The organism is Rhodovibrio sodomensis, from assembly GCF_016583645.1.
GTDB lineage: Bacteria > Pseudomonadota > Alphaproteobacteria > Kiloniellales > Rhodovibrionaceae > Rhodovibrio > Rhodovibrio sodomensis.
Window position 1 is genome coordinate 1 of sequence record NZ_NRRL01000051.1, and the last position, 21,400, is coordinate 21,400.

Annotated in this window: 18 protein-coding genes and 1 CRISPR repeat array; of the genes, 11 read left to right on the plus strand and 7 right to left on the minus strand. The window is 66.7% G+C overall.

The features are described from left to right. The 7 genes from CKO28_RS16100 to cas3 all read right to left on the minus strand — a co-directional run. Window positions 1-751 (minus strand): hypothetical protein (locus CKO28_RS16100; RefSeq protein ID WP_200341828.1); only part of this gene is annotated, 751 nt, incomplete at its 3' end. A gap of 215 nt (window positions 752-966) precedes the next feature. Further along, a complete protein-coding gene (locus CKO28_RS16105) occupies window positions 967-1,251 on the minus strand; it encodes a YecA/YgfB family protein (RefSeq protein WP_200341829.1) in 285 nt (94 codons plus the stop codon). 9 nt (window positions 1,252-1,260) lie between these two features. Next, window positions 1,261-1,848 carry a tyrosine-type recombinase/integrase gene (locus CKO28_RS16110; RefSeq protein WP_200341830.1) on the minus strand — a complete coding sequence of 196 codons (588 nt, stop codon included), beginning with the start codon at window positions 1,846-1,848 and terminating at the stop codon, window positions 1,261-1,263. Continuing rightward, on the minus strand, window positions 1,845-2,372 hold the full coding sequence (locus CKO28_RS16115) for a 3'-5' exonuclease (RefSeq protein WP_200341831.1): 528 nt from the start codon (window positions 2,370-2,372) through the stop codon (window positions 1,845-1,847). Before CKO28_RS16115 ends, CKO28_RS16110 begins: the two co-directional genes overlap by 4 nt. A gap of 75 nt (window positions 2,373-2,447) precedes the next feature. Next, on the minus strand, window positions 2,448-2,702 hold the full coding sequence (locus CKO28_RS16120) for a WGR domain-containing protein (protein WP_200341832.1): 255 nt from the start codon (window positions 2,700-2,702) through the stop codon (window positions 2,448-2,450). 160 nt (window positions 2,703-2,862) lie between these two features. Then, window positions 2,863-3,369, minus strand: a complete 507-nt coding sequence (locus CKO28_RS16125) for a hypothetical protein (protein WP_200341833.1) — start codon at window positions 3,367-3,369, stop codon at window positions 2,863-2,865. Continuing rightward, window positions 3,285-5,516, minus strand: coding sequence for a CRISPR-associated helicase Cas3' (cas3, locus tag CKO28_RS16130; protein WP_200341834.1), 2,232 nt, complete (start codon window positions 5,514-5,516; stop codon window positions 3,285-3,287). The genes CKO28_RS16125 and cas3 overlap by 85 nt, the downstream gene beginning before the upstream one ends. A 252-nt stretch (window positions 5,517-5,768) precedes the next feature. Between cas3 and casA the strand changes: the two genes are divergently transcribed. The 11 genes from casA to CKO28_RS16185 all read left to right on the plus strand — a co-directional run bounded on the left by casA (window position 5,769) and on the right by CKO28_RS16185 (window position 21,256). Beyond that, window positions 5,769-7,394 carry a type I-E CRISPR-associated protein Cse1/CasA gene (casA, locus tag CKO28_RS16135; RefSeq protein ID WP_200341835.1) on the plus strand — a complete coding sequence of 542 codons (1,626 nt, stop codon included), beginning with the start codon at window positions 5,769-5,771 and terminating at the stop codon, window positions 7,392-7,394. Beyond that, the gene (gene casB, locus CKO28_RS16140; RefSeq protein WP_200341836.1) at window positions 7,391-8,080 is read left to right on the plus strand and encodes a type I-E CRISPR-associated protein Cse2/CasB; all 690 of its coding nucleotides are present in this window, start codon (window positions 7,391-7,393) and stop codon (window positions 8,078-8,080) included. Before casA ends, casB begins: the two co-directional genes overlap by 4 nt. A 36-nt stretch (window positions 8,081-8,116) precedes the next feature. After that, window positions 8,117-9,211: a type I-E CRISPR-associated protein Cas7/Cse4/CasC gene (gene cas7e / locus CKO28_RS16145; RefSeq protein WP_200341837.1), complete on the plus strand. Its 1,095-nt coding sequence runs from the start codon at window positions 8,117-8,119 to the stop codon at window positions 9,209-9,211. Next, window positions 9,208-10,005 (plus strand): type I-E CRISPR-associated protein Cas5/CasD, encoded by a 798-nt coding sequence (gene cas5e, locus CKO28_RS16150; protein WP_200341838.1) that lies wholly within the window; start codon window positions 9,208-9,210, stop codon window positions 10,003-10,005. Before cas7e ends, cas5e begins: the two co-directional genes overlap by 4 nt. A gap of 5 nt (window positions 10,006-10,010) precedes the next feature. After that, complete coding sequence (cas6e, locus tag CKO28_RS16155; protein ID WP_200341839.1) at window positions 10,011-10,697, plus strand: type I-E CRISPR-associated protein Cas6/Cse3/CasE; 687 nt, start codon at window positions 10,011-10,013, stop codon at window positions 10,695-10,697. Between the two features lie 10 nt (window positions 10,698-10,707). Continuing rightward, a complete protein-coding gene (gene cas1e, locus CKO28_RS16160) occupies window positions 10,708-11,673 on the plus strand; it encodes a type I-E CRISPR-associated endonuclease Cas1e (protein WP_200341840.1) in 966 nt (321 codons plus the stop codon). Continuing rightward, window positions 11,651-11,992, plus strand: coding sequence for a type I-E CRISPR-associated endoribonuclease Cas2e (gene cas2e / locus CKO28_RS16165; protein ID WP_200341841.1), 342 nt, complete (start codon window positions 11,651-11,653; stop codon window positions 11,990-11,992). Before cas1e ends, cas2e begins: the two co-directional genes overlap by 23 nt. Window positions 11,993-12,013: 21 nt before the next feature. Next, a CRISPR array of direct repeats spans window positions 12,014-14,543; the repeat unit is 29 nt; unit sequence GTGTTCCCCGCGGGCGCGGGGATGAACCG. Between the two features lie 79 nt (window positions 14,544-14,622). Continuing rightward, window positions 14,623-17,970 (plus strand): TM0106 family RecB-like putative nuclease, encoded by a 3,348-nt coding sequence (locus CKO28_RS16170; protein WP_200341842.1) that lies wholly within the window; start codon window positions 14,623-14,625, stop codon window positions 17,968-17,970. Window positions 17,971-18,335: 365 nt separating this feature from the next. Beyond that, complete coding sequence (locus tag CKO28_RS16175) at window positions 18,336-19,283, plus strand: replication protein RepA (protein WP_200341843.1); 948 nt, start codon at window positions 18,336-18,338, stop codon at window positions 19,281-19,283. A gap of 1,283 nt (window positions 19,284-20,566) precedes the next feature. Further along, a complete protein-coding gene (locus CKO28_RS16180; RefSeq protein ID WP_200341844.1) occupies window positions 20,567-20,809 on the plus strand; it encodes a type II toxin-antitoxin system Phd/YefM family antitoxin in 243 nt (80 codons plus the stop codon). A 3-nt stretch (window positions 20,810-20,812) separates the two neighbouring features. Further along, window positions 20,813-21,256 carry a type II toxin-antitoxin system PemK/MazF family toxin gene (locus tag CKO28_RS16185; RefSeq protein WP_200341845.1) on the plus strand — a complete coding sequence of 148 codons (444 nt, stop codon included), beginning with the start codon at window positions 20,813-20,815 and terminating at the stop codon, window positions 21,254-21,256. Window positions 21,257-21,400 lie beyond the last annotated feature (144 nt).

Sequence of the window (21,400 nt, forward strand, 5' to 3'; positions counted from 1 at the left end):
TCGCGGGATTTGGGATCGGTGTGCCCGATGCCCGAGCTAAGACCTGGCCGGCCTCAAAGCGTGCGATATCTCCTCCGGTCGCGTCGCTGCGCCAATAGACGCCGTTGTCCGTATCGATACCGGCCGTAACATCCGGTGGTGTTCCGGTCGCCGCTGCTGCGATGTTTAGCGAGTTTACGCCAGAATTCACAACCGTGTTGCCGGGAAGAAGTTCGTCAATGCGCACCATGAATAAAAGTTCGTCACCGACAAGAAGGTTGTCGAGATCCCAGTCGACGACGAAATCGGTGCCGTTGCCGACGAAACTTGCATTCGCAGTCGCGGGAATCTGTCGGGCGGCGATGTCATGTGTTTCGGTGTCTCCCGCAAGCTGCGTGCCCGGCGCGGGATTAGTGCCGCTGCGATCAACCTCGTAGAGCTCTAGCGTCAGGTCTGTCTGATATCCCGAGGTTGCAGTGCCATTAGTGTTACCAGTCGGGTCCCAGCCGTCCCAGTTCGACATGATCACCGAAAACGTGTCGATCCGTGCCCGCTGATCGAAGCCGATGACCCCGCCGAACGCATCAGCGCTATTAGCGGCATAGGCCCAGCTACCGATATCGTCTGGCGGGTTCTGCCCATCCTTTTCCAGGCTCGATGCCGAATTGAAATGATTGTAAAAATCATTATACAATTCGGCCGCGTTTGCTGACATGGAATTGCCAAACAAAAGGATTGTGCCGGCGCAGACGCTCGCGACGGTGCGCTTCATGGTGATTAACTCCGTGCTCTTGAGGGTGCTAGCCAAAACCTGCAGGAACTATGCCACAGCAATAACCTTCTGGAATCAAGGGATCCTTGGACCCGCCTTGTCGGCATTTGTAAGGCTGACGATACAGAATGTCGCTCTACACGGTAGGCGATGTAAAAAATCCTGACACATGCACGGGCCTGAAATCGCGAGTGTCGGCCGCTGCTGGCCCCTGGCTACTGGCAAGCGCCCAGGCGAACGAACTGGTTGATCTCGTTCAAGCGGGCCATGACGGCGGCGAGCACCCATTGGCCCTGCTGCTCGGACTCGAACGGGGCGTCGCCCCAGATCATCGGCATCCATTCGCTCGGATTGATCCGGGTCGGGCTGACGGCGATGCCAAACAAATAACCATCCAGCACCGCCGCCGGCATCCAATCCGCGGGCGCTTCGTCGCTATCCAGGAACGCGGTCAGCTCTTTGAAGTCCCCGGTCGGCTCGACCAGCTCATCGTCCGTCATAGGCGTCTCCTACCACATCCGGCTTGCGATCTCCTGCTCTTCGGTCCCGACGGCGTCCGCGTAGATCGCGGTGGTGCTGAGCTGGGCGTGACCCAGCCACTTCTGGACCATGTTCAGCGGGATGCCCTTCGTGATCGCCTGCACGCCGAAGCCGTGCCGCAGCCCGGTCGGGGTCGCCTGCGGTCCGGCCAGGCGGGCTTGCCGCATGACGCCGGCGACGCGCCGCCAGGCCGTCGGCCGGCTCCACGGCCAGAGCCGCGTTTTCCGGGTCCAGGCACGCCGCTGCAGAGCTTTCAGATCATGGACCAGATCGAGGGCGTCGAGCACGGCCGGCGGCACGGGCACGGCCCGGTAGCGCCCCGTCCGGCGCTGCTTCAGGCTCTCGAAGATCACCACACCGGCGTCCAGGTCGACGCGGTCGGCGGTGACCGCGAGGGCCTCACTGATCCGACATCCGGTGTAACAAAGCGTGAGGCAGAAGGTGCGGGTCTCCCGCGGCGCCTGCTCGGCGGCCGCCAGGAAGCGCGCGCGCTCGTCCGCAGTCATGTACTTGCGCCGGCCCTGAGCGTCGTAGAGCTGCAGACCCTCGGCGGTCATGCCCCTGGCCCCGCGACGTGCGGCCCGCCGGGCCAGCCGCGGGCGCACATGTGCTGCCAGACCGCCCGGGCCGCGAGCGCATCGCCGGCGGCCCGGTGCGGCGGGATGCCGGCGGCGTCCCAGTCGTAGCCGATCCAGCCCGCGGCCTCGATCAGCTTCGGCCATTTGTACCAGGCAAAGAACCGCTCGGCCGCGAGCATGGCGCAGTGCGCGGAAGCGATCGGCAGCTGACTTCCGAAGAACCCCAGATCGAAGCGGGCGTTGTAGATCACGAGATCCTCGCCGCCGACGAGGTCGGCCACGTCGGCGCGCACGGCGTCGGCCGGGCGGGCATCGGCGACGTATTCGGGCGCGATGCCATGGATCGCCTGGGCCTCGGGCCAACCGCGCCGCATCCACCGCTCGGCCGGGCGGCAGACCTCGTCGATCAGGCGCTCGCCGCGGGCATCGATCAGAGCGACCTCGACAAGGTCGTCGTGCGGCGGCCGCAAACCGGTCGTTTCGGTGTCGAGGTACAGCGTCATCGCGTCACTGTCCTGCACCCGGGTCGACGCATCCGGATCCCACGGTCGTCGGAACGTTCCGGGCCCCCTCCCCCGTCATGCGATCCGCCGGTAGCCCTTGCGCTCCTTCCGGCGGACAAAATCGTGCATCTTGCCGCGGGCGGCCGGGGTGTCCGGCTGGGCGTCGAGCCGCATTTGCCCGGGCTGACCGATCCGGCCCCATTCCCGGACCAGGGAGACGTCACCGAACAACCCGGGCCAGATGGCGCAGCGGTAGAAACGGTGCTTGTTGCTGGTGCTCTCGATGCGGATCAGATCGGCGGCATCGTTTTGCAACGTAACATCCGACATTTGTTTCACTCCGGGCCCGAAAAAGGCCCCGGCAGGCCGGGGCACCTCGTCTAACGTCCTGGGAATCCTACCATGCCCGCGGGCGTGGCTGAAACAGACTTACCAATTCTGTTGCATCCGAGCTCTTTTCGTCGAGCACCGTATGGTAATAGCAATCTCTTTATCCATGCGTGTTTATGAGAAGGCCGCGTTGTGGCGTATAGGTAATCTCCGTTTCTTTGTCGGATGTCATCGTAAGCTTGTAATGCCCCTTTTCGGATTCATGGAGAGGCAATATAACGCGGTACTTTAGGCCAGGGTAACGCTCCTTCATCGCAATGGCCCGTTCATCGTTTTCGAGGGCGTCGACGATCACCCTTAACCGATGTGCTGGTACCCTGAGAAAGCCGCTTTCGACAGTCTTTCCGTCCCAGGGTTGAAACTCACCTGCGGCGCCCACGTGCACCAGACAGAGTTCGACGCTGTCCCCAAGACGGGTCGGAATTCGGACATCGTCGGGCCACTGCCCCTCTTCGCGCGTGTAACCCGCTGACGGCGTCAAAAGTTTACCGGCAGCAAGGCTCCGGGCCATCATCGCTTCGGCTAGAGCGTCGTCCGCAGCAGCGGCAATGCCGTAAGGCAGATCCGGATCGTCGGCGGGAAGCGCGGCCTCGACAAGATCGCGCAACTTCTCGGGCGATCGGATTTCACCGCGAAGATGCAACTGCTCGGCGGTACGCCAGAGCCAGCCGATCTGGGGATAGACGAAGGCGGCACGGCCGAGCACGTGCTTGTACCAGTCTTTTGACGGAACTGGGTCGAACGTTGGGCCGTACACCCATAAGGTCGCCGGGTGACGTGCGTCGCCCCCCCATCGTCCCGGGGTGTTCCGTCCGCGTCACGGGCGTGCCTCTGCAACCGTCCGGCTGACTGGATCAAGGAGTCCATCGGCTTCAGGTCGCAGACCATTGCGTCGAAGTCGAGATCCAGGGACTGCTCGAGCACCTGGGTTCCAACCACGATCGCTCCGGCCCGTGTGGCGCTGTCGGACACGGGCCCGAAGCGCCGGATAACGTCATCCTCGATCTCGGCCCGCCGGGCAGCCGGGAACCGCGCATGCAGCAGCGTCACGTCATCGTGTTCGGCGGCTAAATCTTCGTAGGCCGCGATCGCGTCATCGACCGTATTGCGCATCCACAGTGCGCAAAATCCCGCACGCGCCGCCGCAAGCAGATGCGATCTAGCCGCATCCATATCCTCGGTTACGGCAACTGGGATCGCGCGGTGAGCGCCAGTCGGCGCATCCACGGGAACGACGCGCGTCTCTTGGCTGTCGACAACCGTGACCGCCGGATAAGACGATGTCGCGATATGTGCGGAATCGGGTTCCGACCACCCCGCCCCATCCGCGAACGCGGCCGCGAGTTGTTGTTTAAGGTCGGCGGTCAAGGTTGCGCTCAACAGAATAGCGCTGCCGCCGAGCGCGGCGTGCAAGCGGATCAGCCCGCATAGCAAGCGCCCTGTGTAATCGTCGTGCGCGTGCACTTCATCGACAACGAGCACCTTGGGCGCCAGACCGAACAGGCGCGCACTGGCGAAGCGCGCCGGCAGGGCCGCCAGAAGCGCTTGATCCACGGTCCCGACCGCGACGTCGGCCATCAGCTGGCGGCGGCGGTCGCCCCCCATCCAGATACGCGCCTCGTCGACACCCGCGTCCAGCACACCGGCAGAGCCCGGACCACTGTGAACTAGGGTCAGGCTTGGCGATGCTCCGGTCTCGAACAAGCGGTCGTACATGGCCGCATGTCGTTTGGCCATTCCGTCGGCCGTGGCGGTGGTGGGCAAGGCGATATAAACGCCGCGGCCGAGACCGGCCCGGGCCATGCGCGCGGCCAGGACATCGGCCGCTTCCGTCTTGCCGCTGCCGGTCACGTCCTCGACCATGATCAGACCTTGATTCGACGGTAGACGCAGCGTGTCTGCGAGGGCTTGCAGCGGCCGCGGACTGCGCGCGGGAAAGAGATCGACGAAGGATGTGGCATCCGTCGGCTGGGCGGGTATGACACCCGATGCGGCGACAGCCTTCGCGGCCTGCGGCCGGGCGAAATCGCGCCAGTACGCCTCTGGTGTGTGGGTCGGTGACGTATACGGGAATCGCTCGGTGTTCGACCCCAGCCAGTCAGCGAGGTTGACGGTGGCCGCCAGCAGGAACGACAGCCGTCCGGCCTGGTCATCGGAAAGCCGGGCGAGCGGGGCGGTCAGCGTATCCTGGTTCGCAACGAAGCGGTCAAGCGCATAAGTCGCGAGGGTCTCGGCGGCGGCACGGTCGTCAGGGGTCGTCTCGCCCTCGAGGATAGAGCGGGCCGAGGTTGATCCGTGGTCGAAGGCCGGCACGCCATGATGACCGAACACCCCCGGCAACAGGCGGTCCAGGACATACCGGGTATCGAAGTCCAGCGGCAGCCGCTCGCGCAGGTATTCCGACCACAGGATCAGACCGGTATCGGTGTGGCGTACCGATTGCGCGAGCCGACGACGCGTATGCGTCTGCCCCGTCGTCGTGCGTACGTCTTCCGGGGCCTGCTCCTGGAAACGGGAGAGCTTGCCCAGGTCATGTATCAGGGCGAGCGCAGTTACCAAAGCGATGACATCCGTACGGCCGGCCAGGGCGCGGATGCGCGCGGCCAAAACCTCATGCTGCAGCAGCAAGGCTTCCGCGCAGGCCGCGACGTCGAAGCTGTGCCAGAGGAAGGGGTGCCAACGCTGCGCGGCCCCTTGAGGTGCCCGGGCTTTGGCCCAGTAGCCGGTTATCAGTGGCTTCAGATCGATTTGCATACGGTGCGTCCCACAAGCTAGGACGGTTGGACGTTCTCCGTAGTTATTCGCCCGGCAACGGAGATGACCCGATGTGAAGCGGCGTTGCCGTCGTAGGATTCGGTTCGTTCCCCGCCACCGCGGGGATTATTTTGCCCGGTCTCAGGATAACCGTCCGAGCGTCTACGGATGATGTGAAGTGGGGTTTGTAAGGGGTTGACCCCTGCTTAAAACGCTGGTACGCAGTTTAGACCAAGGTAATAGGAATCGTCCGTGACGTACAATTTCCTTACTTCACGCTACCTCCGGACGCAGCAAGCAGACGGTCAGATCGCTTACATTGCGCCTGCGGAGCTCGCGGCCGAGGGCGACCAACGGCCAATCGCCTTTGCGACTGGCCTCCCCGTACTGGACGCTTTTGCGACCGAGCTCATGATCGCGCTGTTCCAGTACGCCCTCGCGCCGGCGAGCGAACGCGACGTCCTGCGGCTTTTGGCGGGTTCGCCGCCATCCATGTCCGAACTTTCGCACGCGTTTGCCGCTCACGCCGACGGCTTCGACCTTTACGGCAATACGCCGGCGTTTCAGGACACCACGGTCGAAGCGGAAACGCCGTCGCCGGTCGGACGTCTGCTGCCGACCTCGCCCGGCGAACAGACGCGCAAGCGCAACCAGGACATCCTGATCAGCGAGATTTCCGCCATGCGGCCGGAGATCGCCATGCTCGCCCTCGCCTTTATCCAGGCCCACAGTCCGGCGGGCGGGCGCGGCACACGTACCTCATTGGCCGGCGGCGGACCGCTGCGGACCTGGGTCCTTCGGGACACGCTCTATGCAACCGTTCTGGCGAACCTCCTGCCGCAAAACGCGTTTCGGGAACTCGGCACGCCGGGCGGCGACAGGCTCGACCCGCTGCCATGGCGCAGTCACGTCCACGGGACGCGCACCGCGGCGAACACGCCGCCGGAACACGTCTATTTCGCCTGTCCGCGGCGCATCCTCTTGGCCGAGCCGGAGGCAGCCGACCCGGAGCGCGCGTGCGGGGTGACGGGTGAGACGGATGTACCGCTGATCACTGCCATCCGACAGAAGGCGAACGGGCCTGAGTATGACAGCACCGGCTGGCGTCACCCGCTGACCCCCTATGTGCAGCGCAAGCAAAAGGGCGTGGTCACCCCGTTCCCGAAATTGGGCGCCACCCTGACCTTGGGCGCGGCCTGGCGCGAACGCTGGGGGCTTTTCGCCGACGTCGGCAGCGCCGGAGAGCCCGGTCCCGTCGCGGCGGCCGTGGTACGGGCCTGGCGTGACCGACGCCTGAAAGAAGTAGGCGGCATGCCGATCGTTCGTGTGCGCGCATTCGGCCTGCGCTGCGACAACGCAACCGTCGCCAGCGTGGTCGACCTGCCCTTCACCTTCCGCGCGTTTCCGGCCCAGGACTCCGGTGACGTCCGGCTGTTCGAGGAGCACCTCAGCCAGATTGTCGGCGTCGGCGACGAGCTGGCCAATGCCCTGCGCTTTTACCTGATCGAGGCGCTGCACGGACCCGGCCACGCCGGTGACATGCCGCGGGATTGGGGCCGGGAACACCAGATTACCTTCTGGCAGCGCACAGAGACCGATTTCCAGACCTACGTCGCGGACCTGGCGGACGCGCTCACCAAGAGCGCGGATGTTGCTGGCACCCTCGCTGGCCCGGACCGGCAGCGGGCCCGGCATCGTTTTCAGCACCGAACGCTGCGCACGACTGTCCTTAACATTTTCGACGAATTGTGTGCCCCGCAGCTGACGGCGGAGCGCGCGCTCGACATCAGCCGCGCGCGGGTGCGCTTGAACCGCCGCACCTCGAAGACCGCCGACGCCGGCATCGACCCGCAGCTCCTGGAGGCCGAGAGCGCATGAGCACAACCGTCCGACCGCCGCGTTTCGCCTGGAGGCTGGACCGGGCGAACCGAAACATCCCCGATGCAGGCCACCGCCTGCTCTCCTGGCACCGTACCCTGACCGGCGAGCCGGACGATCCGAACAAGCGGTCCGCGCCCGATCGAGCCCTGCGTGCGCAACTGAAACGGTGTCAGGATCCCGGGGACGCCCTGTTCCTGCCCGGTTTCGCCGCCGTGTTTCAGTATCTCTACCCGGACGAGTCGTCCCGTACCGCAGCGTTGCGAGACCAGGAGGTTGTCGCCGCGCTGGCCCGCGTTGCCATCACCGCAGCGAGCCTTGGGGGGCGCGGTGCCCAGATCGACACCGCAACGCCGCTGGCCCTGCAAATGCTGGGGCCAGAGGGCCGGATCGCCGACGGTCGGGTCGAGGATGCGACGGTCACTCCGCTGCGCCTGCGGTCTCTGCTCGCGACCGACGATCCAGACCCTGCGCTCGCGCGTTGGCGCCGGCTGTTGCCGGTATTCGCCGGCAACGGGGTCAACCTGCCGGAACTGGCCCAGGCGCTCGCGCACTGGGATGAAACCACCCGGCGGACGCTGAGTTTCGCCTACTTCGCCTTTGCGGCGACAGGCCCGCACCGCAGCGGCACGCCCACCACCACCGAACCCGACGACGACACGGCTTCTCTACCCGCCGACGCCTGAGCTGTGCCGGCCGCAATCCAGGGAAAACGACCCGCCATGACCGACTTCGTGCAGATCCATTTCCTGACCGCCTATCCCGCGTCCTGCCTGGTTCGCGACGACACAGGGCGACCCAAGACCATGACCTTCGGCGGCATGCCGCGCGGCCGCATCTCCTCCGCGGCGTTGAAACGCGCCGTACGCACCTCCGACGAATTCCGCGGCACGGTCGAGGACCGGGTCGGTCAACGCACCCAGATGCTGGGCACGGTCATCCGCAACAAACTCGTCGAAGAGGATATCGCGGAGGAGACGGCGGTCGAGGCGGCCCGGAGCGTGGCCGCCATGTTCGGCCGCATCAAGCCGGAAAACGCCGATGCGCCCACCGAGATCGAGCAGCTCGCCTTTATCGATCCGCAGGAAGTCCACGGCGCGATCGACGTGGCCCGTCGGTACGCAGCTGGCGACCTCCCGGCGGACGAGGCGGAGAAAGAGGCTCGGCACCTGATCCAGGGGGCCGTCACCGCCACCGACATCGCACTGTTCGGCCGGATGTTCGCCGATCGCCCGGAAATGCGCATGAACGCCGCCGCCGAGGTCGCCCACCCGTTTACCGTGGACCGGGCGGACACGGAGATCGACTACTACGTCGCCGTCGACGACCTGAACGACCGCAGCGAGGACGCGGGCTCGGCTTTCATCGGCGAGCAGGGTTTCCTGTCCGGGCTGTTCTACGGCTACGCCAACGTCAACAAGGACCTGTTGACGCGTAATCTCGACGGCGATCGGGCGTTGGCCGATCAGGCGCTGGCCGGCTTTTTACGGGGTGTAGCGACGGTCGCCCCCATCGGTAAGCGCGCCCCGTTCGGTAGCCGGGCCCGGGCAAGCTATCTGCGCATCGAACGCGGCGCCAGCACGCCGCGCAGCTTAGCCGCCGCCTTTCTGTCACCCGTCGCCCCGCCCCGGACAGGGCAGGACGAAACCCTGTTGAGCCGCGCGATCAAGGCGCTGGAAGGGACGGCGGAAGGGTTCGACCAGGCCTACGGCGACGGCCCTGCCGCCGTCACCCTGAACGTGTCCCAAGGTATCGGCACACTGAGCGATTGCATCGCCCACACGCAGGGCGCGCCGACGGAGACGCAGGGGACATGAGTGTGCTTGCCTTTCGCCTGTACGCCCCCCTCGCCGCGTGGGGCACCGGGGAGGCCGGCGAGACCGAGCGGCCTACGGCCGGCCATCCCGGACGCAGTCACATCGTCGGGCTGCTGGCCGCCGCGCTCGGTTTGCAACGGACCGACGAGGCCGCGCAACGCGACCTTGCCGCCGGCTACCGCTTCGCCGTTGCGGCCCAGGGTACCCGCCAGCCGCTGCGCGATTACCGCACTGTGCAGACGGTGGAACCCAATCGGGCCCAGCGAAAGAACGGCTTCGTCAGCCGCAAGCACGCACTCGAAACCGGGGCCAAAGTGCATACCATGATCACCCGGCGCAGTTACCTGCAAGACGGCTTATGGCGGGTCTTCGCCGCGCCGAAGCAGGACGGCGCCGCCCCGCCCCCGGACGCACTGGCCGACGCATTGCGGGCGCCGGCGTTCGAGCTCTACCTCGGCCGGCGGGATTGTCCGCCGGCGCTGCCGCCGGACCCTGTCGTTCTGCCGGAGCAGGAGTGGGAAGCGCAACTCGCCGCCTACCCGGCGGTGCCCGCCGGGTTGTGCGTCCGCCCGGTCCCAGGCGGACTGCGCCAACTGGCCGCGCGCTTGGCCAGGCATCCGGTGACGCTTGCCTGGGAGCCCGGCTTTCCAGGCGCCCCCGACCCGGACGCCGCCGGCACGTCGCGGCGTCAAGTGGCCGATCAGCCGTTGTCCCGGGTCCTGCGCCGCTTCGCGTCGCGCGAAGAGGTGAGCCGCACGCTTGCCAACCCGGAAGCGCCATCAAGGGAGGGGTGAGGGCCATGACCTACATGATCCGCGCCCGCCTGCGCCGGGATGCCGTCGGGTCCGACGGCGCCCTGGTCAAGCTCGTGGCCGATAACGCGCTTGCCCCCGGCAAGCGCCACGACTTGGTGTGGACGCTGTTCTCCGACGGTCCCGAGCGGGACCGCGACTTCGTCTTCCGCATGGACGAAGACGCAGGTCGGCCCGTGGTGACCGCTTACGCGCCGCGCCCGCCCACCGAAGACGCCCGGCGACTGTGGGAGGTCTGGCACAAGCCGTTCGTCCCAAAGCTTTACCCCGGCGATCGCCTGCGCTTCAGCTTGCGCGTGAACCCGGTCAAGCAGGCCGGCAACGCCCGGATCGACGCGGTCTACGACGCCTTTGACGCCCGCCGGAAGGCGGCCGAGGCCGCCGGGGAGACGGTGCCCGACCGCCTGGAGATCGCCCGCGACGTCGGCTGCGCCTGGCTCGACCGGCGGGCATCCGCCCTTGGCCTCGAATTCGATGCGCAGGCGCTGGAGGCCGAAGCGTACCGCACCGAGACCATCCGGAAGCCCGGGGGCAAGCGGTTCACCCTCAGCTTGCTGGACCTGACCGGATTGGCCGAGGTGACCGACCCCCAGCGCCTGATCGAGGCGCTGCCCGCCGGCATCGGCAAGGGCAAAGCCTACGGCTGCGGTCTGATGCTGATGGCGCGGGCGTGAGGTCGTCGCCATGGCCGACGGCGACCGACAGGATGAAAGCGTCAGTTTCACCCAGGGTCCAGGCCTGGAGCCTGCCCTGCCCATGGCGATCAAGGACCGCCTGTCGTTCGCTACAGTTCGGCGCTGCCGGTTGGACGTACTGGACGGGGCCTTCGTGGCAGTCGCTGAAGACGAGGTGCGTCGGCAGATCCCGGTTGGCAACGTCACGACCATCTTCCTCGAACCTGGGACCCGGATCACCCATGAGGCGGTGAAGCTGGCCGCGCGGACGGGCACGTTGCTGATTTGGTCCGGCGAGGGCGGCGTGCGGCTCTACGCCGCCGGTCAGCCGGGCGGCGCGCGGTCCGACCGGTTGCTGCATCAGGCGCGACTGGCGCTCGACGACGGCCTGCGCCTCAAGGTCGTACGCAAGATGTATAAGCTGCGGTTCGACGAAGAACCGCCTTCACGGCGCAGCCTGGACCAGTTGCGGGGCCTGGAAGCCGCCCGGGTTAAACGTCTTTACCAACATCTCGCCAATGAGGCCGGCGTCACCTGGCGGCGCCGCAACTACGATCCCAAGACCGGTAAGGCTGGTGATCTGCCGAACCTGTGCCTGAGTGCGGCCACGGCTTCGCTGTACGGCTTGTGTGAAGCGGCCATCCTCGCGGCCGGATACGCGCCCGCGATCGGTTTTCTGCACACGGGTAAGCCCCGGTCGTTCGTGTTTGATGTGGCCGATATCGTGAAGTTCGAAACGGTGGTTCCCGCCGCTTTCAAGGTTGCCGCAAGGAAACCGGATAACCCCGAGCAAGAGACCCGGCTTGCGTGTCGTGATATGTTCCGGGAACAGCGGCTTATGAAGCGGTTGGTCCCCCTGGTTGAGGACGTGCTGACCGTGGAAGGCGCGCCGCCACCACCCGTCCAAGCGGAAGCGCAGCCCGTTGCATTCGACGATGCGGAAGGTGAAGGCGATGCTGGTCATCGTAGTGGCTAACGTACCGCCCGCTCTGCGTGGCCGACTGGCCCTCTGGCTTTTGGAAGTGCGCGCAGGTGTGTACGTTGGTCGCCTCTCGAAGCGTAACCGCGAACGGTTGTGGCAGACCGTTATCGACAACCTTGGCGAGGGCGATGCTGTTATCGTGACCCCGGACGCGAAGGCGGAGGACGGGTTTGCAGTACGGACCGCCGGAGCCAACCGTCGCCGCCCAGAGGATTGGGATGGTCTGACGTTGATCGCGTTTCATCCCGAAAACGATGCCGCCAGCGAACCTGATAGTGCTGGTGGTGTAGCGGCAAGCGGATTAAGTCAGTAGTATCAGGAAGATACAGGAGCAGTGTTCCCCGCGGGCGCGGGGATGAACCGTGTGCTCGGTGCCTGTAACACCGATTTCGGTTGTGTTCCCCGCGGGCGCGGGGATGAACCGTTGCGGGAGCAGGGCTACCGAAGGGCGCGCTGGTGTTCCCCGCGGGCGCGGGGATGAACCGCCCCGCAAGTGATAACCCGCACCTGACCGCCGGTGTTCCCCGCGGGCGCGGGGATGAACCGCGCAGGGGGTTAGCGACCCGCTCGACCTGATGGTGTTCCCCGCGGGCGCGGGGATGAACCGACACGGCAGGCAATCAGGTCGCGGCGTTCGCGGTGTTCCCCGCGGGCGCGGGGATGAACCGAAACATCGTCCCTGGAGCCCGGCCGATACTTCGTGTTCCCCGCGGGCGCGGGGATGAACCGAGCGCGTCGTGGCCGTGTCGGGTGGTAGCGTGGTGTTCCCCGCGGGCGCGGGGATGAACCGGACGTCCGCGACGAGTTCGCGAGGTTGTTCGGGTGTTCCCCGCGGGCGCGGGGATGAACCGGTCATGGCTATTACATAATAGCGAACGCGGTGGTGTTCCCCGCGGGCGCGGGGATGAACCGATTAGGAAAACTGCAAAACCGTATCCCCTTGGGTGTTCCCCGCGGGCGCGGGGATGAACCGGTCGTTCTCGCTCCTGGGTTGGATCGTGGGCAGTGTTCCCCGCGGGCGCGGGGATGAACCGGTACAGGTGAGCGCCAGCTTCACATTCCTTTGGTGTTCCCCGCGGGCGCGGGGATGAACCGTACGCGCCCGGCCGCGAGTATAAGCCGGAGCAGTGTTCCCCGCGGGCGCGGGGATGAACCGTCCGGGCAGATCGCATCTGTCAGTCAAGTCACGTGTTCCCCGCGGGCGCGGGGATGAACCGCTGCTTGATCTCCGGGTTGCCTTTCTCCACCGGTGTTCCCCGCGGGCGCGGGGATGAACCGTCCGTAACGTTGGCTAGCACGGTGCTGTAGTCGTGTTCCCCGCGGGCGCGGGGATGAACCGTCGCAGTAGTATTCCTGCCGAAAGTGCGCCTCGTGTTCCCCGCGGGCGCGGGGATGAACCGCCGGCGTTGGCTGCATGCGCTGCTAGATCGCCGTGTTCCCCGCGGGCGCGGGGATGAACCGCCGATCAGACGAAAAACGCGGGCACCAGCGCGGTGTTCCCCGCGGGCGCGGGGATGAACCGACACGGCGAACCAAGAGCTTGCGCGCCAATACGTGTTCCCCGCGGGCGCGGGGATGAACCGCAGCTGGAAATCCTGCCATGAGCCGCAACACGGTGTTCCCCGCGGGCGCGGGGATGAACCGCAGACGGGTAAACCCTGGTGGTGGCGGCTGCTGTGTTCCCCGCGGGCGCGGGGATGAACCGTACACCTTGAGTGGTGCCGTAGCCGATTGTCCGTGTTCCCCGCGGGCGCGGGGATGAACCGGCGCGAGGTGAGCACGCACTTCCTCGCTTGGGGTGTTCCCCGCGGGCGCGGGGATGAACCGACCTCTGGCGTTGCCTTCTCAGCCATCACGGCGTGTTCCCCGCGGGCGCGGGGATGAACCGGCCGTCGATTTCGGAGCGGCGTTTACCGGCACGTGTTCCCCGCGGGCGCGGGGATGAACCGCCAAGACGATCAAGAGCATGATCCCGAAGATCGTGTTCCCCGCGGGCGCGGGGATGAACCGCCGTCGTCCTCGTCACCGTCTGGTTGCTGGTCGTGTTCCCCGCGGGCGCGGGGATGAACCGCCGCGTTGGCGCCGCGCCTTCGATGATCGGATGTGTTCCCCGCGGGCGCGGGGATGAACCGCGATCAACGCGGCGATATTGGCGTTTATGATTGTGTTCCCCGCGGGCGCGGGGATGAACCGGGGTTGGACTTCTTTGAAGGCAACGCCGTGAAGTGTTCCCCGCGGGCGCGGGGATGAACCGCGATCAACGCGGCGATATTGGCGTTTATGATTGTGTTCCCCGCGGGCGCGGGGATGAACCGTTCCTCGTCTGCGTGCTCTTCGGCTGGGTCGGGTGTTCCCCGCGGGCGCGGGGATGAACCGTTCAGCACCGTCGGCCGCACCTCGATCACCGGGTGTTCCCCGCGGGCGCGGGGATGAACCGAGATCCGGCGTCGAGGCCAGCGGCAGGTCGTAGTGTTCCCCGCGGGCGCGGGGATGAACCGACACGACGCTCGACGTCTCGGCGCTGCCGGACGTGTTCCCCGCGGGCGCGGGGATGAACCGCGGTACTCCCGGGCCTCGACCGCCTTGCGGCCGTGTTCCCCGCGGGCGCGGGGATGAACCGTCAACGCCGAGTTGGGCAATATGCAGGACGCGGTGTTCCCCGCGGGCGCGGGGATGAACCGCCCTCCCAGAGATCCGTCCAGGTGTCGGTGGGGTGTTCCCCGCGGGCGCGGGGATGAACCGGTCAGCGTCAGCGTGCAGGACAGCGGGCGCTAGTGTTCCCCGCGAGCGCGGGGATGAACCGTAGTCGAGCAGGCGCGTGCGCGTGACCTGGTCGTGTTCCCCGCGGGCGCGGGGATGCAGCCTTTAGTGGCTTTAGTCTGCGGTTGTACGATTACGGTCATGCCAGCCGTGTTCATGTGAAAACGTTGATCTGGAAGCCGCATGCACCGCCACCACGGCAACCTTCTCTGCGCCCCCTCGGACCTGCTCCGCTTCCTGGGCTGCCCGCACGCGACCTGGCTCGATCTCAAGGCCCTGGACGCACCGCTTGAGCGCGCGGCCGACGATCCGCAGATGGCGCTCATCCAGGACCACGGGCACGCCCACGAGCGGGCCTTTCTCGACGACCTGAAGGCCCGCTACACCGTCACGGAGATCCCGGCGGACACCGCCCTGGAGGAGCGCGCGCAGGCAACCCGTGAAGCCCTGCAGAGCGGCGTGCAGGTCATCTTCCAGGCCACCCTCCTGCAACCGCCCTGGCACGGCCATGCGGACTTCCTGTGGCGCGTTGAGGCGCCCGACGCGCCCGGCGGCTTCGCCTACGAGCCCGTGGACACCAAGCTCGCCAAACACGCGTCCGCGCGTCACGCCGTCCAGCTCGCCTGCTACGCCGATCTGCTCGCCGCCGAGCAGGGCGTGACGCCGCGCGACATGCACCTGGTCCTGGGCGACGGCAGCTGGGAGACGCTGCGCTTCGCCGACGTGGCGTACTACTGGCGGCGGGCCCGGGAACGCTTCGAGGCCTATCTGGCCGATCCGCCGGCGGACTCGCATCCGGAGCCGATGCCAGCGTGTCCCCTGTGCCCCTGGCGCGAGCGCTGCCGGGCCGAGTGGGTCGACCGGGACCACCTGACCCAGGTCGCCGACATCCGCCGCGGCCAGATCGCCAAGCTCCGGACGGCCGGGATCGACACGGTGGCCGCCCTCGCCGCCCAGGACGAGAGCGCGCGCGTGCCCGGCATGGCCGACGGCACGTTCGCCCGCCTGCGCACCCAGGCCGCCCTCCAGGTCCGCGGCCGCGAAGCCGGCGCGACCGTCCACCAGCTCCTGGACGCGGCCCCCGGCCGGGGCTTCGAGCGGCTGCCGCGCCCCAGCCCCGGTGACGTCTTCTTCGACATCGAGGGCGATCCCCTCTACCCGGACGGGCTGGAGTACCTCTTCGGCCTGTACGACGAAGCCGACGGGCCGCGCTTCCGGCCCTTCTGGGCGCACGACCGCGCCCAGGAACGCCAGGCCTTCGAGGCGACCGTCGACGCCATGACGGCGATGCTGGACGCTTACCCGGACGCGCACATCTACCACTACGCGCCTTACGAGACGGCGGCCCTCCGGCGGCTCTCCACCGCCCACGGCACGCGCGAGGCCGAGGTCGACGATCTGCTGCGCCGGGGCAAGCTGGTCGACCTCTACCGGGTCGTCCGGGAGGCGATCATGGTCTCCGAGCCCGGCTACTCCCTGAAGAACCTGGAAGCCTTCTACGCGAGCAAGCGGGACGCGGAGGTCGAGACCGCGGGCGACAGCATCGTCTGGTACGAGCGCTGGCGGCAGGAGGGCGACGACACGCTTCTGCAGCAGATCGCCGATTACAACGAGCGCGACTGCGTCTCCACCCGGGAACTGCGCGACTGGCTCGTCGGCCTGATGCCGGCCGGCGCCGCCTGGGCAAACGACCGCGCGGCCGAGGACGACGCCGCGGCGCGCGGCGCCGAGCAGAGCGAGCGCGAGGCCGAGCGGGACGCCCTGGCGGCCGGGATCCGGGCCAACGCCACCCACCTCGACGACGCGGTGCGTGAGCTCGCCGGGCATCTCCTCGACTTCCATCGCCGCGAGGACAAGCCAGTCTGGTGGGCGATGTTCGAGCGGGCGAACACGCCCACCGACAATCTCATCGAGGACCCCGAGTGTCTCGCCGACCTCGTCCGGGATCCGGCCGTCCCGCCGGAGCCGGTCAAGCGGTCCCACGCCTACACCTTCAGCTTCCCGCGCCAGGAGACGAAGCTCCGGGCCGGCGCCAATCAGATCATGATCGCCGAGGACCTGCAGGACGCCGGCGAGATCCTGGATCTCGACGAGGACGCCGGCCGGCTGAAGCTGAAGCGCTCCCGGAATCAGGGCGCGCCGCCCGACCGGCTGTCGCTGATCCCGGGCCGGCCCATCCGCAAGACGTCCCTGGAAAACGCCGTCGGGCGCTTCGGGACGTCCCTCGCCGCCGGCGACGGCCGTTACCGGGCCCTGGAAGACGTGCTGGCGCGCGCCCTGCCCCGCGTCGACGGGTACGCACCCGGGACGCCGCTCGACGACGGCGCCGATCCCGTGGCCGCCGCTCAGCAGATCGCCCCGGCCCTTTCGGACAGCTATCTCGTCATCCAGGGCCCGCCGGGCACGGGCAAGACCTTCACCGCGGCCCGGGCGATCGTCGCGCTCCTGCGCGACGGCCGGCGGGTCGGTATCACCTCGAACGCCCACAAGGCGATCGACAACCTGCTGGCCGCCGTCGAGGCGGCGGCCCGGGCCGCGGGGGTGCGCTTCCACGGCGTCAAGAAGGCGGGCAGCGCGAGCAGCGCCTACGACGGGCCGTTCGTCGAGAGCGTCTACGACAACGGGGCGGTCCCGCCGGACGCGGACCTGATCGCCGGGACGGCGTGGCTCTTCGCGCGCGAGGCGTTCGATCAGAGCCGGGACGTCCTGGTCGTCGACGAGGCCGGTCAGGTCTCGCTCGGTCACCTGGTCGCCGCGGGCACGGCCGCGCGCAACCTGATCCTGGTCGGCGACCAGATGCAGCTGCCCCAGCCCACCCAGGGCAGCCATCCCGGCGAGGCCGGTCTCTCGACCCTGGACTACCTGATGCGCGACCACGCCACGATCCCGCCCGAGCGCGGGCTCTTCCTGGCGACCACACGCCGGCTGCACCCGGACATCTGCGCCTTCGTCTCGGACGCCGTCTACGACGGCCGTCTCGTCGCGCATCCGGACCTGCAGGCGCAGCGGCTGGTCCTGAACGACGCGGCCGATCCGGCGCTCAAGCCCGCCGGCATCGCGTTCGTCGACGCCGACCACGAGGGCTGCGGGCAACGCAGCGACGCCGAGGTCGCCTTCGTCCGGCGCCTCGTCGCCAGCCTGCTCGAACAGCGTGTGCGCGCGTCGGACGGCCGGGAACGTCCGCTCGGGCTCGACGACATCCGGGTAGTCGCGCCCTACAACATGCAGGTCAACGCGTTGGAGCGGGCGCTGCCCGCGGGCGCCCACGTCGGCACGGTCGATCGCTTCCAGGGCCAGGAGGCCGAGGTCGTCATCGTCTCGATGGCCACGTCCGGACCGGAAGACCTGCCGCGGCACGTCGAGTTCCTGTACAGCCGCAACCGGCTGAACGTCGCCGTCTCGCGGGCCCGCTGTCTGGCGGTCACGGTCGCCAGCCCGCGTCTGCTCGACCTGCCCTGCGCGACCGTCGATCAGCTGCGCCTGGTCAACACGCTGTGCTGGTTGCGGGCCTACGCGCAGGGTGAGGCTTGAGTGGCCGTTGCGGTTGGCTCGATCAACGGGTCCAGCCCCGTCAGCTCTTCGTCCCCACGATGTCAGGGCGTCCCCCAGCCGCGACTCGGGGACGTGGACTCTGGTCACTGGGCGCCGACGGGGAACGCCTCGATAAGTTATCCACAGGCCGGACCGTTTATACCGTGGACTCGGGTCACCCCGATCCGTGGACTCTGGTCACCGATTCCGGAGTCGTCCCGTGGACTCTGGTCACACACGCTATTAGGTAACAATTAGATTCCTACAATTAGCTTCAGTGACCAGAGTCCACGTCGACATCTTGTGATCCGAACCGGTAACTTTGCTTAGCAAGGTGAGGTTGAGATGCCGGGGGCTACCGGGACATGGGGCAGATCCACGATCTGATCGAACAAGAGGGCCGGGAGACGGCGAAGCTGCTGTACGATCCGTCGGTCGTCGACGCGGCTATTTCCATGATGACGGCCGAACAGGAGCGCATGGGCGTGACCTACAGCGGTTTCGCCCTAACCGGTTTGCCGCATACGCGCCTGCCGACCGACCAGACCACCGGTCACGAAACCACCTGGTGCAAAACCGGCCATGGCGTGAAGCTGATGATCATGCCGGGCCCGTCTACGGACGCGCAGGGCACGACAACGATGATGGGCGTGCCGTTCGGCCCAATCGCGCGGTTGATCCTGATCTACCTTCAGAGCGAGGCGTTACGCACCGGCTCCCGCGAGGTCGAGCTTGGCTCCTCGATGTACGCCTGGCTCAACAAGATGAATATCTCCCGCGGTGGCAAGACCTATAAGAGTGTAAAGGAGCAAGCCCGGCGCATCGCCAGTTGCCACGTCACCTTCACTTGGTACGATGGCCAGAAATCGGTTTCCGACAAGAGCGGCTTTGTGCAACGCGGCCTCCTGTTCGACGAGGCCTACGATCCGCGGCAGCCCCGGTTGTGGGACGATACCGTGGTGCTAGGGGAAATGTTCTTCGACGAGCTGACCCGACATCCGGTCCCGCTTTCGGAAGAAGCCCTTTCGCACCTTACGAACAAATCGATGGCGATCGACGCGTATATCTGGCTCGCCTACCGGCTGCACGCGCTCAGCAAACCGGTCAACGTCAGCTGGAAGGCGCTGCAGCAACAGTTCGGCCAGGGTTACGCCCGTCTTCAGGATTTCCGGCGCAAATTCGAGCCGGCGGTGAAAATGGCGACCGCGGTTTACCTCGATGCGAACATCGAACTCACGGATTACGGTATGCGACTCTATCCGAGCCGCCCGCCGATCGCCAAACGCCAGGTCCTCGTCCAGAAAACCTCTTAGCCCGGCGCTGGGCGTGGACTCTGGTCACCACGCGCATCGCCGGGTCGCGTACCAGGACGTGGACTTTGGTCACCGATAGATATCGAAACGTGGCGTTTGCGGAGCCGTTCGGCCATGTTTCAGCACCAGATATGGTTGTGGACTCTGGTCACGGGGCGATATGCGGCATGGTGACCAAAGTCCACGTGTTGGAAGCTTGTTGCACATTGCCGTGCCACCGGCCTGACAGCGCCGGATAACAGTCGGGCCTCAGTGGCGAACGGTCGGTCGGACGGAAGGCGCCAAACCTGACGAATTGGGGGCATTTTACGGTGCTGCGGCCTCCTTAGGGCTGGATCGGCTCAGACCCGGATCGGGCGTGAACTCGACTCGCGCCGCGATGCCGTGACCCAGGACCCCGTCATGATTAAAGGCTTCTCTGCCCTGCCCCGCTTTTATGGGAATTTTGTCGCGCCTCTCCGTCGCTGAGGTCGTCGACCGGTATTCTGGCTATCTCAGCGGCGAGGCGGGCGCTTTCACGGTCCACGCGTGCGCCGCACCAGAGCAAGGCACCATAGGGGCGGACTTTTATCGCCAGCAAAACGAGGACGCTAGGACCTTTGACCAGCCGATCACCAGACTGAGTGACGCGTACGCGAACCCCACGACGGCCGTCATGGCGAACGCTGCGGCGATGACGATGGCCAGCGGCACGACTACGGTGCGCACCCAGAGCCACGGCTCTCGGCCAGGGGGCATACCCCAATCCTAGCACGCGTGCCCGCGATGACGGAGATCTCGATATCCGAGGCGCTGACGCCCCTCACGTACCCGTGCGATGTCGCCCGGGACGGTAAGGACGCGGCGATGCCAGACGTGCTGCGCGAGTTCGCGTATTGCTCGCGCTGGTCAGGCGCCAGTGACCCGTGCGGGGCGCATTTCCCCAACCTAGCGGGGACCGACGTCGGGGTAACGCCGGACGCGGAAGTTACATGGACCGGCATGTAGACATCTTCCGCCGCCTCGGCCGGACTTGAAGGGGCGATGTTTTCGTCAGAGTTGCGCGATTGGCTCAATGCCTCCGCTGTAGGTGGTGGCGGCGGTGGCGGCGCGCTGACCGGAAGGCGACGGCCGCGCGGCGGCGCTACGAGCGCAAGCGGGCCGCCGGCCGGATCCTCAAAAACAGCTCGGCGATGCGCTGTGCGAGTTCAAGGATGACAACAGGCGGCCTTGGAGGTGTGACGCTCGCCGCTTGCAGAAAATGCGCAGAGTGCGTAACCTGTGTAAAGAAACAGGAGGGTATTATGGCCGAAACGATTGTGAAGGCATCCGAGTTCGCCCGCAACTTCGGGCGATACCGGGACAAGGCGACCGAAGGTATAGTGGTCCGGGTGACGAACCATGGCCGTACGGTCGGCGGTTTCCTGTCGGCCCGGCAACTCGAGGAATATCGCCGGCTGAAGGAACGCGAACGCCAGAACCTCGTGGTCGGCGAGCTTCCCAACGATGTTTTCGAGGCGATCCAGGACGCCACGTACGACACCTGAGCGTTGGACATCCCGGAACGCCCCACCGCCGGTCTGGTCATCCGCTACGCCTTCCTATGGCGCGATGAAGCAGATGACGGCCGGGAAGAAGCCCGCAAGGACCGGCCTGCGGCCGTAGTCGTCGCCATCCCGAAAGACGACCGAACCCAGGTGATCGTCGCGCCGATCACACACTCGCCGCCGGACGATTCCGCGGCCGCGATCGAATTAACCGCTGATGTAAAACGACAGCTCGGGTTGGACGACGCGACGAGCTGGTTGCGCGCCGACGAGCTCAACCGCTTCACTTGGCCAGGGTATGATTTGCGTCCCGTGCCCGGCCGAGACACGGTCGTTTACGGTAAGCTCCCGCCAGGTCTCTACACGCAGCTCAAGAACCGGATCGTCGAGATCGAGCGGGCCGCGCGCGAAGGGCGCAAACCCCGCCGCATCGTAGACCGCGACTGAACGCCCTCCGTTTTCGGTTGTACTCCCGCCCGAAGTTCCGACCACAGCGGCGCACTTGTGAACCGTAGATACGTAGTTACGTGGAATGGCAAATACGTGCCTATGCCTGTCCATCATGGCTTCTTGCTTTCCGAATCTGCCCAA